The sequence below is a fragment of the Candidatus Nanosynbacter sp. TM7-087 genome, from assembly GCF_022828365.1.
In the GTDB taxonomy this organism is placed as follows: domain Bacteria; phylum Patescibacteriota; class Saccharimonadia; order Saccharimonadales; family Saccharimonadaceae; genus Nanosynbacter.
In genome coordinates, this window is the sequence record NZ_JAJQJU010000001.1 from 288,226 (window position 1) to 301,488 (window position 13,263).

The window sequence follows — 13,263 nt, forward strand, 5'->3', positions numbered from 1 at the left end:
CCTTATAGTTTGTAGTGCGTAACTCGAATATTATATCGAAAAATGCTTAAAATTGCAAGCTAAACTTTTTTAACCTGCAGGGCGTCCAACTCGACTGGAGTGTCACGGCCAAACATGCTGACCATAACCTTCAAAGTGCCCTTAGATGCGTCAATTTCGCTCACCGCGCCATCAAAGCCCTTGAACGGACCGTCGATAATTGAAACAACTTCGCCTTCTGAGAAGTCAATCTGATGCTTTGGCTCTTCAACACCCATTCGCTTCTTAATCTTCGCAATCTCTTTTTCAGAAACTGGAGTTGGCGTAGTGTCGGCACCCACAAATCCTGTAACGCCCGGCGTGTTGCGGATAATGTACCAAGTTTCGTCGGTCAATTTCATCTCAACCAAGACATAGCCCTGGAAGATCTTAGCTTCAACAATTTTACGTTTACCGTTGCGAATCTGGATCTGTTTTTCCTTTGGTACGATAACGTCAAAAATCTTATCAGCCATATCAACGCCGTTGATTCGTTGGCGAATTGATTCAGCAACTTTTTCTTCGTAGCCAGAATAGGTATGAATTGCATACCATTGCTTACTGTCGTCATATCGTTTTGAACTCATAATCTCTCCTCTATTTCAAAATTTGGTTAAAGCCCCAGTTGAATGCGGCGTCAAGTAATAAAATCAGAACGACAAACGCAAAGGTGAAGATAAGCACCGCCGCTGTCATTGCCCAAGTTGCTGAGCGGGTTGGCCAGCGAACTAGCTTTAACTCTTCCCAAGCGCCCTTGAAATATCCAATCAATCCACCTTTTTCGCCAGACTTTTTAGGTGCTTTTGTGGTGATTTTTGTTGGTTTATTGATTTTTTTCGCTACAGCTTTTTCTTTTTTTGGCGCGTCGTCGGTAGCCTTGATTCGACGAACCGTAGTTTTGCTGCTTGCCTTGCCTTTCTGTGCCATATTTTCTCCCAATTTAAAAAGTCTGTTTTTCACAGACTGTCAATAGTCATTGTAATTCATCCAGTCCAAAAAAACAAGTTGACTAGAGATTATTTGCTGCTATTTTTGAACTCTTTCAGCTTGAATCCGAACGTCGATCCGTGGTTTAATCGGCTTTCTACCTCAATTTTGCAGCCCAATTTCTTCGCCAACTTAGCGGAAACGTATAGACCTAATCCCGTACCTTTCGTCTCGCGGGTTCTATAATCTTCTGCGCGGTAAAACTTGTCGAAAATTTTTGCTATGTCGGCTTTGCTAATGCCAATTCCCGTGTCAATAACCTTGAAGGTGATTTCGCCAGATTTATTTTTCTTGATTGATAAAGTTATGGAACCTTTTTGTGTGTATCGAATGGCGTTGGTGATGAAGTTTTGTAGAATTTCCTCCAGATATAAACGAGAAACCTTAACTACGCCAAGTCGCCCGCCGATATCCAAATTGAAAGCCAAACCTTTTTCGCCCGCCTGAGGTGAATATTCAGAATTTATCTGAGCCGCCAACTCTGTCACGTCAATTATTTCCGTTTCATCAGCCACACCTCGCTCTGCGCGTGATAACGTGCTGAGGTCGTTGATCATTCGCGCTAAGAATAAAATTTGCTTATGAGATTCGTCAATGGCTTCGGGAATTTTGCTAGTCATTTTACGCTCGACCAGCAATTTGGCGTTACTCAGCGAACCTTCAGCAATAGCAATTGGCGTGCGTAATTCGTGACTAACTACGCTAATAAATTCATCACGCTCCTCCTCGAGGCTCTTCGTCTTCGTGATGTCGCGCAAGATAAGTACATATCCGTCCGGCGTCATCTTATCGCCGCCCTGAACTGGCGCAAGTGTAACTTCCAGGCGAATATAATCGCCATCTTCGATTTTCATCAGAATGTCGTCGCGCTGGCGAATTGCGGAAGATTTGGTGAGTTCTTTAAAAATGTCAATCGGCTTTTTATCTGTCGTTTCAAGGTTCAGCACTTGACTGATATGTTCGCCGTTAATTCCGCTGTTCGTATCAATCAAATTAAGTGCCGCAGAATTGTACGTATTGATAATTCCGTGCTCGTCCGTACTAAGGATTGCGTCGGTGATATTATTGATAAGCGTGATCATTCTTTGGTGCTCGCTGAGGCTTTTTTTGTCATTTTTACAATCGTCCTTATCGCTAATTTCTGACAATATTTTATGTAAAACAATAGCTATAACACCTAAAACAACACTCAGAGTGATCAATAGAAAAATTAGCGCCCACATAGCTAAAGTATAACATAAGCATATGCGTTTCTATATGTATGGCGAATATTTTTTCAATTCATTTCGGTGCATTTTATAATGCGGGTCAAATTTGGCAACCTCATTCCAGAATTTCGTCGAGTGATTCATATGCCTGGTGTGACACAATTCGTGGATAATTACGTAATCAATTAGCTCAAATGGCAAGTTCATCATCCCGATATTCAAGCTAATCGTTCCAGATGAAGAGCAGCTTCCCCAGCGACTTGATGAGTGTGTGATTTTACTCCGAGCAAAAGAAAAGCCGTATTCTTTCGCTAAAAACGACAATCGCCTTGGTAAATATGACTTGGCTTCTTTTCTGAGAGCTGCCAGAATTTTACTGCGGATAAGTTGTTGGTTTGTGGCCGATTCAACCGATTCTGCTTCATTTATTTCTGCCAATATCTGCGTTCCGACGATTTTTACGCTAGACGGTTTCATGGTGGTTTGTATCAATAAATGATGGCTTTTGCCAATTTGCTGATTTTCCGTGTAAGAAAGTTTTTCTCTGTATTGAGAAACTAATTCGCGGATTTGCTTTCGAGAGGTTTTAATCAATGCCTTTGCAGCCAACAGCGGCGCATATGGCGGCATTGTAATTTGTATTCGTCCGTCTGGCGCAATTTTCAAACTAACAGTCTTCGCTAAGCTACGTTTTTTAACGACAATTTCTCCGAATTCTTCGTCGGTAATAATTGTCATGGTTAACCTATGTTAATACGATTTCCGGCAATTGGGCGGCGTGGAGCTTCTGGGCGGCTGGCGCCAATTTGCTTAAGAACAGTGCGAGCCTGGCTACTTAAGGTGTGCCGACCGCTGATCACGACGTAAGATTCGCTGCTGTGTGGTGCTGAAAACTGCTTCAATCGTCGCTCGAAAGATTCATCATTTCCGCCGTAAGTTTTTATCCAGCGATGTTTGGCTGTGGCGGGATCGGTTTGCACCCAAACAAATAGGACTTTATATCCATATTCCCTGGCAAGGCGATTGATACGCATACGATTCGTGCGCTGATCGGTTGATCCGTCCAAAATAACAGTTTGCTTAGTCTTCAAAAATTCTTCCAAAAGCGACAATGTTGCATCAGAAATGGTCTTTGTATTGTCCGTAAAAACTTCAAATTGTCGAGAACTTACCACTGGAGAATTGAAAATCTTCGCAAATTCTACAGCGAATTGTGTCTTCCCTGAACCTGGCGCACCAACCATGGCGATAATATGCGGAAGTGAAGGCGATAAAGGTTTCATATTGAGAAATTATAGCAGATTTTTGACTAATAAAAAAGATTCTCTTTCAAGCGAGAATCTTGGCAGGAGTGGAGGGACTCGAACCCCCGACACCTGGTTTTGGAGACCAGTGCTCTAGCCACCTGAGCTACACTCCTATAGCAACCATTTTATCACGAATTAGCTTTGTCGCAAATGTTAAAATTGTGAAAAATAAAAAAACTCGTGAAAAAGATCTCAAAATCCCTTGAAAAAACATAAGCGTAGTTCTACAATTAACTCAGAGATGAAAATTTTAATGCTTGGGTGGGAACTTCCTCCGCACAATAGTGGCGGACTTGGCGTTGCTTGCTATCAGATGTCGAAGGCGCTTGCTTCGGAGGGCGTTGACATTGACTTTATTATCCCCTACACCGCCAAGCATCCCGGAATTGACTACATGAATATCTATTCAGCTACTCCTTTGCCGCCGAATTATCACGATTTGGGTGCGTATAATAACGGTTCAGAGGAAGATCGTGAAAACACTAAGGACGAGTATGGTCTTTCGCCGATGCGCGCTGTACAAAGGCGTTACGGTAAATACGTTCGGAAGTTTGTGAAAAATCATCAGCCCGATGCAATTCACGCGCATGATTGGTTGACGATGGAAGCTGGAATAATTGCTAAGGAAATGACTGGCGCGCCGCTAATTGTGCATGTTCACGCGACGGAATTTGACCGTTCTGGCGAGCAGTCAGGAAATCCTCTGGTTCACGAAATTGAACAACAAGGTTTGTTGATGGCTGATCGGATAATCGCCGTTAGCGAGATCACGAAAGAAATAATTGTTAAGAATTATCATATTCCGCCAGAGAAAATTGAGGTGGTTTATAACGCGATTGATTTGGCTGATTTGCCGCCGCATGAGTATGACGCTAGCACCTACAGGTATTTGGAGGAGTTGAAAAAGGATGGCTATACGGTTGTTGGCGCGTTGACGCGACTCACGGTTCAGAAGGGTTTGACGTATTTTGTGCGAGCTGCAGCGAAGGCGCTTGATAAATATGAGAAAATTGTTTTTGTTTTATCCGGAAATGGCGAGCAAAGAGATGAGCTGATTGAACTAGCGGCAGATTTAGGGATTAGCGATAAGATGATTTTTACGGGATTTGTGCGCGGAAAACAGTGGCGAGATATTTACTGTTTGATTGATGTTTTTGTGATGAGTTCGGTTTCTGAGCCATTTGGATTGACTGCCTTGGAGGCGGCGCATCATGACACGGCGTTACTTATTAGTCGTCAATCTGGCGTTGGTGAGGTTCTGAATAATATTATGCGGTTTGACTATTGGGATGTGAATAAATTGGCGGATGAAATTGTTAATATCGCCGAGTCGCCTGCCCTACAGAAATCTTTGAAGAAAAACGTTAAGAATGAATACGCGAGAATTTCCTGGCAAGACGCCGCTAGAAAATGCCTGAAACTATACAAAGGAGCGCTGGTATGAATAAAAATAAAGGAATAGTTTTATATCTACACGTACACCAACCATGGCGAATACGCGAGTATAGTATATTTGATGTGGCTTGGAAGCATAATTATTTTTCTGGCGGTCAAAATCCAGACCAGGACAATCAAAAAATATTCCAAAAAGTTGCAGAAAAGTCGTATTTGCCGATGAATGCTTTGCTTGAAAAATTATTGAAAAAATATCCTGATTTTAAGATCTCACTGAGTTTTAGCGGAACATTTTTAGAGCAAGCTGAAAGGTTTAATCCTGAAGTTTTGGAGAGCTTTAAGCGCTTGGTAAAGACTGGTCAAGTAGAAATCTTATCAAGTCCGTATCATCACAGTCTGGCGTTTTTCTATTCGTGCAAGGAGTTCGAGCGTCAAGTTGAGCTTCATCGCTGGAAAATTCGCGAGATTTTTGGTGCGGAAACGCGAGTTTTGGCAAATACAGAGTTGGCATATAGTGATGACTTGGCAAAATGGGCTGAGCAGGATGGCTTTAAGGGCGTGTTGGCTGAGGGCTGGGATCCGATTCTGAATTGGCGCAGTCCGAATTATGTATATCGCCCGAGAGGCACGAAGAAAATTGGATTACTGCTTAAGAATTATCGATTGAGCGACGATTTGGCGTTTAGGTTCAGTGATCGAAAATGGAATGAATGGCCGTTGACTGCGGACAAGTTTAATACGTGGGTGGAAGATTCTGTCCGTTACGCGCCACTGCTTAACTTGTTTATGGACTATGAAACTTTCGGCGAACATCAATGGGCGAAATCTGGGATTTTCGGCTTCTTTGAGAGCTTTGTTGATAAATGGCTGAGCGCTGATGGCAATACTTTCTATACCGTTAGCGAAGCGCTGGACGCGAATGCGCCTGCTGGTGAAATAAGTATGCCGTCGCCTGTAACGTGGGCGGACGCCGAGCGAGATTTGACGGCTTGGAATGGAAATAGTTTGCAGAAAGAAGCTTTGCGATATGTTTATGAGCTTGAAGATGAGGTCTTGAATAGTAAGGACGAAGGTTTAATTAGCGATTGGCGAAAATTGCAAACTTCAGACCACGTCTATTACATGGGAACGAAGAATTTTACCGACGGTGATGTCCACGCTTATTTTAGCCCGTATGATTCGCCATACGACGCCTTTCTTTACTACATGAATACCATTCGTGATATGAAATCTCGATTGAGGAAATAGTCAAACGCCTTTCTTAAATAAAAACTCCCTCTGAATGCGAGGGAGTTTCTGCATAATCCTGTTAAATTAGCTTTTACGAGCTTTAACTTCGTTACGACCAAGGTTTTTCTTAGTCTCAGTGTAAGTAGCGTGTTGCTTTGCAATTGGGTCGTACTTACGTAGTGTCAATTTACCCTGACCTTTTGTGGTGCGGTTTTGGGTGTTAACAGTAGTATAGTAAGTTCGGTGGTTGCTCAAGTTACTCACCAAACCAATCAGCTTTCGTTTCGTATTCTTCTTTGCCATCTCTTTACTCGTTAGATTTTATAAAACGTCTTGACTAATTATAGCATGGGTGAAGTGAAAATGCTAGTACCATATCAGATTTTACTAATTTTTGTGCTTACTTCATCAATCAATAAGGCGCGTCGGACTCTAATCTTTCTTTTCCAAGTATAAATATTTATCCAACCATTCGTCTGTCGGTTCAAGGTGTCTGTCGTCAATCTTTTTGAGCGGCATATTTTTGCCATATCATCCGCAAGCTCCAATATTACGTCCTTGAGCTCAATATTATCCTTATAATAATCCGGTATGTTTTTATAGCCAACCCTCGCTCCAACAATATTTCCAGTTATTGCCGCTGTTGAATCTGAATCCCCGTCGTGATTTGCCGCCGCAATGATCGCCTCCGCTTTCCGTATGCTATCCCAATACCGCAGAGGTATCGCCCATCTCTATTATTATAACACATTTGTTTGATTATTTCAATTTTTAATGGTCTTATGTTATAATAGAAAAAAGGAAAAAATTATGGCATCGAAAAATTGGCATCCAGAATTTATAAAATACACCGAGTTTATTGCTAGCCACCCCAACTACAAAAACTTACCTATCGAAAGAGGGCAAGATGGTTCGTTGAATTGGGTCGTCGCAAACAAGAATTCGGCAATTAGGCAGGGCCGCATGAAATGGTGCGAAGAGAAAGCAAAAGAATTTGGCTTCGAAATTAAACCTGGGGTGTATGCAAAAGTTATGCGCAAAATTCACCCGACTGGAGAAAAAGTTTGTCAAGTTTGCGGTCGAAAAATATCCATATTTTATCATTACCCAACCGCTCATCTCATTGATAAGATTGAGAAAAAATTTGGAAAAAGATTTTACAATACGACCCACATAAGTGAAATATGGGATAATCTAATCGAGTCTGGCAATACCGAATCGGAGCTCGTTTCTTTTTTCCTTGGATGTGTAGGCGCCGACAAGTCATACAATGGCAAGATAGACAAACAGAGTATAATTGACTTCTTGGAAGATGCTAGCAGAAATTCAAATAAGAAGATCCTAAGTCCAGGAGCAATGTCTAATTTTCCTGACCGTTTTGATGGTTTTCATACCTATAACTTATGTTGTAGATCGACACAGGATACAGGCAGGCACGCCGATAATATGAAAAGCTATACGAAAGACAGAAGAGCATATGAATATTGGAGTGATGGCAATATTCATGCGGCAAATATGTTTATGGGCTCTTCATTCTTCAAGGGTACTTCGGCAGATCATATTGGGCCAATCTCATTAGGATTCGTCCATGATCCGAGATATTTACAGCCTATGGATAAAGGCGACAACTCTACGAAACGAGATCGACTCACTATTGGAGACTTGGAGAAAATCCTCGAAGTCGAGTCTAGGACCGGTATATACCCAATGTCTTGGTATTCAAAGATTGTGTGGGAATACATAAAAAAGAATTATAAACTTCATCCAGAAAAAGTGGCCACGATTTATCGTGATATGTTAAAACAAAGCATGTTTAACTTTATGTTTATATTGGGTCAAATTATTCATAGGACACAGAATGGAAAAGATTATTTAATCAATTGCTTTCTCGAACAGAATGCCAAGTATTTTGATTATGCATATGAATTTGATGAAAAAGGAAACATTATTGAACAATCACCAAGGCATTTTACAGGCAGAAACAGTGATGAAATGCAGAGGTATTTTCGGATCGCAATTAACTCCGTTGACGACTATAATGCTAAGGAAAACCGTAATTTAACTAGCTCGTTAGACCAAGATGACTTTAGAAGATTAGCTGAGATTTGTGAAATGATCAACAACGGCGATCCATATGCTTCTGTCAAATCAAAAATTGAATCGTTAGTTACAGCTGAGGAAAATGCCATTATTGAGAGATGTGCGTAATCGTTTTGCAATATTTCTCAGCATCGAGCTCACCTTTAAAGAACTTAATTATTGGCGAAGAATAATCACTTGCATATCTTGCCGATTCTGAACATTCAACATTTTCAAGATCGAAAATTGTATCCTTAACGGTAATTTGATTTTCTTCTTCTGGAGTAATTGGCTTAGGATAGACGTCGGATGGCGATATTTTAAGATCCTTCCTTATACATAGAATAATTACCCTTTTTCGCTTTTGGGGTACTCCGTATTGGACGGCGTGGAGTAAACGACCCTCTGCTTCATAACCCAATTCGGAAAAGAGCGAAATTATATTTCGGTATGTTTCGCCACCCTGGAAACTCATAAGTCCTTCAACATTCTCGAAGACGACAACCTTTGGATTAACTTTTGAAACTATTTCAACAAAATGCCTAAACATTTGGTTTCTAGGATCGTCAGCATTCCGATATCCAGCTAATGAGAAACCCTGGCATGGCGGCCCACCACAAATAATATCAGCCTTACCCTTAATACCGGCTTCAATTACGCGCTTTTTAACATTATCGTCTGTAATATCACCACAAGTGACATCAATTTCTGGACAGTTGGTTTTTAGAGTAACACATGATGCCTCAAAAAAGTCATTCGAGATAAGTGCTCTTATGCCAGCCAATTTAAAACCATACGTTAGTCCTCCTGCACCCGAAAATAAGTCGACCGATGTAGAGCAACCAATTTTTTCTTTGATTGACTTGCCAATATCATAGGCAAGCAATGTAGGAACAGCATTTCCGATTTGCTCCAAGGTATCCTTTTTGTTGCCATAAAAGTAATAGCTATCCGGAAAACATTGAAGTCTAGCTGCTTCGCGTACGCTCAAGACGCGTTCATGGGTTGGGTGTACATACGTGCCATTGCCTGGCCTATTGAAATAGGTTGTAATGGTGTAGCTTGGCTTATTATAAGCCAATCTACCGTATAATGTAGTGCGACCTCCAGTTTCCGATATGCGCATAAGTCGTTTTGATTTTTTGACTGTTTCTTCTGGAATGTTCGTCCAATTTCCTCCTTGAGGGATAGGCTTAATCATCTCGAGATCAAGATCACTTAATTTGAAAGTAGTATGATTTAAGACAATGCTCTCAAAGATTCCTCTATATTTTGTTTCCATACTGGAGGCAACATTACTCAGAAATCGGTCTATATCTGGTTTTTTTACTAGGATAATTTCTTTTATAGAAGTATTACCAAATAAAATATCTCGGCATTCATCCGCAGTAATATTATCTATAATGTGAGAAAGGTCTTTTCTAAAACGCTCAACAAGTAAGTCCTTCTTAGCTAAAGGTAATGGTTCTTCCAATGTTTTCTCTTTCTTCATTTTTCCTCCTTTATGTCTAGTTTCATTATCATAATCAACGATACCGAAAGCTTCATTTACTAATGAATTTATAGCGTTAAGAAGTTCGGCATCTTTCGTATCTAGGTATTTCTTAACACATTCCGAAATCTCTTGCTTATTGTTCGAATGAACAGGAATCGGAAAATTATCAATTTCGTAATTATTTATATGATTATTACTACTAGTTAACTTAAAATACCAATCAATTACAGATGAATTAAGAACGCCAAGAAGAAAGAATAGATCAACGTCGTCGTCATTTTCATCTAATGAAATAAAATTGCAGCTATTTGCGAGAACAACGTTTTCTGGAACAGAGGCGAAAGCAACTCGTCTTGCCTTTGCCATATTAACTATCTGTTGGCATACGAGTCGGGGCTTTTCAATAAAAGTTCTTTTTGCGGTTTGCTCATAAAAAACTGGCGAAGCATGCTCTAGTGATTCCATATTTGTGAGCTCATAATAAGCAATATTCCTACCACGTAAAAGAACAAAATCCGTTTCTTCTCCTACGATAGAATTTTTATTTAAAGAAATATCTAATTCGCCTCGAAGATTATGGATATATGGTAAATCTCTAATTTTTGGATGCTTAGACATCTGGTTTCTTATACTATATTCACGATCATTCAAAATCAGAATTGCATTACCGGTATCTTTATCGGCTATATCGAATATACTAACTTTAGCTCCTGGACGAGAATAGTCACTATTGGATCCAAAAACGAGTAGCTCTTTTGTCGGCTGACCCTTTCTTAGAAGAATGGAACAGACAGACTGAGAAGCGTCTATATACGCACTAGTTTCGGGATATAATCTTATATTCCTCAATGACGTTTCATTAATCATATAAGTTCTTAAATCCGAGCAACTCTTATCTGATAGAATAGAAGACGGTATTAAAAGCGAACAGAAACAATCGTTTGACGAGTATTTCATCAAAATCTCTTCGACAAACAGCCTATATAGATTAAGCGTCCCAGTCGTCGATAATAGGAAGCGTTGTTTTGCTATGCTTCCAATTTTGAAATACTTTTCACGATCCACATCATAATCCATATCAGATAGATACTGTGATCGTTCTGCTTTTAGATTTTTGTATGGTGGATTCGTGACAATAATATCGAAGCCATCCTGTATGACTTCTTCAGGAAAAATACTATCAATTGATATATAGTCTATATTCTCGGAGTCAACGTCGAATAGTAATCCGCCACCGACGTGTGTAGAAAAATATGAATCATTTAAATTTATATTAAAAAGATGTTTAACGTATCTTTTTAGATTCTTCTTATACAAAGAAATAGCTTCGTCATTAATATCGCATGCGTAAATATTATTGATCAGCTCAATTGACTCATTCCTACTTAAGCCCAGGGTTGCGCAATGTTTTAGGTAGGCAAAAACAAAATTACCCGTACCGACACAGGGCTCTAGAAAGCGTTTCTTGTATATACTACGTTTATAATCGTCGCCCATAGAGTTGAGAAGATCGGACATCATGATACTCGTAAGACTCATTGAAGTATAATAGCTTCCAGTGCGCTTGCGTAATAATGGGTCTATCGATTGCTCGTATTTTAAGCTAGAATTAGATAGCTCATTCCAAACCTCAGAAGAAACGTCTGTTGAATCGAGGTCGAATAATGATTTTTGCACTCCATTTTGCATATGCTTATATTTTAGCATAAATATTAAAACGAGACAAGATTTTTGAGACAAATTATTTCACCATATGTTTAGCGGCGTAGTATTCTTCTATCGCTTCCTTAATTCCGCACTCCGGACAAATTTCCGTTTCATTATCCTCACGCGAGAGGGCTGGATATTCTGTGAACTCCTTTTTACATTTTGGACAGCGCTGAATCTCGAGAATCTTATAGGTCAGAGTTTTTGGTAGTTTTTCGAGTAAATATTCTTCGCCATCGAGTAGCTAAAATGGTTGATGCTATCCATTATTTAACCTCTCTTTTCTCTAAATTGTTAAGCTACAATGCTCTATTTTCGATTATTCTGTCTATGAAGTTATCTGTAGGATAGATAGCCTCATTCGACAAAATAAAAGACCAATGAAATACTGGTCTTAATTAAAAAAGACTCGCATTTCTACGAATCTACGTATTTATGGAGCCACGATCGGGGCTTGAACCCGAGGCCTCATCCTTACCATGGATGCGCTCTACCAACTGAGCTATCGCGGCGTAACAGGCTTAATTTTAGCATATTAAGCCATGTTTAATCAACCTGGTTATTTTTTACGAGTAGATTTTTTGGCTGGCGTGCCGGCTTCTTTTGGCAGTTTTGGCGTGACAAATGCCTCTATTATTCCCCACGCTATGCTATTGACCAAGAACGTGACGAACAATATTCCTGACACTGATGCCGCCAGGTGTGCTGATGAAGCGTTAAATAATGTCAATAATCCCGCTACAGCTAGTCCAATTATAGCCAGCATAATATAAGCGTATTGTAACTTCAATCGTTGGTTTTTTTCGCTATTCCATAATGCCAGGATAGATTTTGTAAATTCAAACATACCTATATAATAGCACATATGCTTATAAAAGTCAATATTATACTCTTTTCTTATCTAAAAAAATCGCCCGTAAAGGCGATAATTCAATCTTGGTGCTGGAAGTAGGACTCGAACCTACGAAGCCTTACGGCGGGAGATTTACAGTCTCCTGTGATTGCCACTACACGATTCCAGCGTGATGTGGAGCCGCTTCTCGGGCTCGAACCGAGGACCTACGGTTTACAAAACCGTTGCTCTAGCCAACTGAGCTAAAGCGGCAACTGAATTTATTTTATCAATTTTTTCTCTCCGTGACAAGAGCCTACATAACTATTTTTCGTGGTTGATGTATTTTGCGCTGCTGGCGTGGGCGCGGTACGTCGACTTTCTTTGATGCTGCTGTCGGAGTTAGCATTTTTGTGGCTTTTTTACGCAGTTCTTCAGCCAGATCAGTCTGTCCAGCATTGTCATATGCTTCCGCTAAAATCTTCAGAGTCTGCGGAATCGGCTCTAATTCAACAGCCTTCTCCAGGGCGTTAATAACCTTCTTCGTATTCCCTATTTTTTCATGAACCTTGGCGTAGGCAATGTAGCGCGCAGCCAAATCATCTTCCATCTCTAACGCCTGCTCAAACGCTAGTGACGCCTTTTCATAGTTCTCTGTTTCGTAGTAAATTAAGCCGACGTTATGAAGGCTGGAGGCGCTTGGTTCCAAACTCTGGGCAATCTCAAAACACTCAATGGCATCTTTATATGCGCGCTGCTTGGCATATAAAATTCCCAAACGGTTATATGCAGTGGCATTTTTCTCATCAACGCGTAAGATTGTCAGCAGAGCTTTTTCTGCGCGCAGGTACTTATTCTCGCGAATCGATTCTTGGGCAATTTCCCATAATTGATCAAGTTTATTAGTAATCTTAGTTGGCAGATCGCCAGTTTCTTTAATTGACGGATGATAAAAAATCGCCCAAATCATTAAAATTAGAATGAGGAATAATCCAAACATATCTA

At 40.3% G+C, this 13,263-nt stretch carries 13 protein-coding genes and 4 tRNA genes; 3 read left to right on the plus strand and 14 right to left on the minus strand.

From position 1 onward, the window contains the following. Positions 1 to 59 precede the first annotated feature (59 nt). The 6 genes from nusG to LRM41_RS01510 all read right to left on the minus strand — a co-directional run bounded on the left by nusG (position 60) and on the right by LRM41_RS01510 (position 3,633). Entirely contained in the window at positions 60 to 605 is a 546-nt protein-coding gene (nusG, locus tag LRM41_RS01485) for a transcription termination/antitermination protein NusG (RefSeq protein WP_129632621.1), read from the minus strand. A gap of 10 nt (positions 606 to 615) precedes the next feature. Then, complete coding sequence (secE, locus tag LRM41_RS01490) at positions 616 to 945, minus strand: preprotein translocase subunit SecE (RefSeq protein WP_243819166.1); 330 nt, start codon at positions 943 to 945, stop codon at positions 616 to 618. 89 nt (positions 946 to 1,034) lie between these two features. After that, entirely contained in the window at positions 1,035 to 2,228 is a 1,194-nt protein-coding gene (locus tag LRM41_RS01495; protein ID WP_243819167.1) for a sensor histidine kinase, read from the minus strand. 30 nt (positions 2,229 to 2,258) lie between these two features. After that, positions 2,259 to 2,951, minus strand: a complete 693-nt coding sequence (locus tag LRM41_RS01500) for a YgjP family zinc-dependent metalloprotease (RefSeq protein ID WP_243819168.1) — start codon at positions 2,949 to 2,951, stop codon at positions 2,259 to 2,261. A 2-nt stretch (positions 2,952 to 2,953) separates the two neighbouring features. Beyond that, entirely contained in the window at positions 2,954 to 3,496 is a 543-nt protein-coding gene (locus LRM41_RS01505; protein WP_129744334.1) for a P-loop nucleotide/nucleoside kinase family protein, read from the minus strand. 60 nt (positions 3,497 to 3,556) lie between these two features. After that, a tRNA-Trp gene (locus tag LRM41_RS01510) sits at positions 3,557 to 3,633 on the minus strand. Between the two features lie 128 nt (positions 3,634 to 3,761). On the opposite strand from LRM41_RS01510, the gene LRM41_RS01515 reads away from it, so the two are divergent. Both LRM41_RS01515 and LRM41_RS01520 read left to right on the plus strand, forming a co-directional pair. After that, a complete protein-coding gene (locus LRM41_RS01515; protein WP_243819169.1) occupies positions 3,762 to 4,964 on the plus strand; it encodes a glycosyltransferase family 4 protein in 1,203 nt (400 codons plus the stop codon). Further along, positions 4,961 to 6,163: a glycoside hydrolase family 57 protein gene (locus LRM41_RS01520; RefSeq protein WP_243819170.1), complete on the plus strand. Its 1,203-nt coding sequence runs from the start codon at positions 4,961 to 4,963 to the stop codon at positions 6,161 to 6,163. The genes LRM41_RS01515 and LRM41_RS01520 overlap by 4 nt, the downstream gene beginning before the upstream one ends. 66 nt (positions 6,164 to 6,229) lie before the next feature. On the opposite strand, the gene rpmG is transcribed toward LRM41_RS01520, so the two are convergent. Together rpmG and LRM41_RS04050 are read right to left on the minus strand one after the other, a co-directional pair. Continuing rightward, positions 6,230 to 6,448 (minus strand): 50S ribosomal protein L33, encoded by a 219-nt coding sequence (gene rpmG / locus LRM41_RS01525; protein WP_129632843.1) that lies wholly within the window; start codon positions 6,446 to 6,448, stop codon positions 6,230 to 6,232. 74 nt (positions 6,449 to 6,522) lie between these two features. Further along, entirely contained in the window at positions 6,523 to 6,870 is a 348-nt protein-coding gene (locus LRM41_RS04050) for an ADP-ribosylglycohydrolase family protein (RefSeq protein ID WP_353524510.1), read from the minus strand. Positions 6,871 to 6,955: 85 nt separating this feature from the next. On the opposite strand from LRM41_RS04050, the gene LRM41_RS01530 reads away from it, so the two are divergent. Then, positions 6,956 to 8,353 carry an Alw26I/Eco31I/Esp3I family type II restriction endonuclease gene (locus LRM41_RS01530; protein WP_243819171.1) on the plus strand — a complete coding sequence of 466 codons (1,398 nt, stop codon included), beginning with the start codon at positions 6,956 to 6,958 and terminating at the stop codon, positions 8,351 to 8,353. On the opposite strand, the gene LRM41_RS01535 is transcribed toward LRM41_RS01530, so the two are convergent. From LRM41_RS01535 to LRM41_RS01560, 6 genes are all read right to left on the minus strand, one after another. Then, positions 8,334 to 11,408, minus strand: coding sequence for an Alw26I/Eco31I/Esp3I family type II restriction adenine-specific DNA-methyltransferase (locus LRM41_RS01535; protein WP_243819172.1), 3,075 nt, complete (start codon positions 11,406 to 11,408; stop codon positions 8,334 to 8,336). The two genes, LRM41_RS01530 and LRM41_RS01535, sit on opposite strands and share 20 nt — an antisense overlap. A 454-nt stretch (positions 11,409 to 11,862) precedes the next feature. Then, a tRNA-Thr gene (locus LRM41_RS01540) sits at positions 11,863 to 11,938 on the minus strand. Between the two features lie 47 nt (positions 11,939 to 11,985). After that, complete coding sequence (locus LRM41_RS01545; protein WP_243819173.1) at positions 11,986 to 12,273, minus strand: hypothetical protein; 288 nt, start codon at positions 12,271 to 12,273, stop codon at positions 11,986 to 11,988. 90 nt (positions 12,274 to 12,363) lie between these two features. Continuing rightward, positions 12,364 to 12,448 (minus strand) — tRNA-Tyr (locus tag LRM41_RS01550). 6 nt (positions 12,449 to 12,454) lie between these two features. Then, positions 12,455 to 12,531, minus strand: a tRNA-Thr gene (locus LRM41_RS01555). A 43-nt stretch (positions 12,532 to 12,574) separates the two neighbouring features. Continuing rightward, positions 12,575 to 13,258, minus strand: coding sequence for a tetratricopeptide repeat protein (locus tag LRM41_RS01560; RefSeq protein WP_243819174.1), 684 nt, complete (start codon positions 13,256 to 13,258; stop codon positions 12,575 to 12,577). Positions 13,259 to 13,263: the final 5 nt, after the last annotated feature.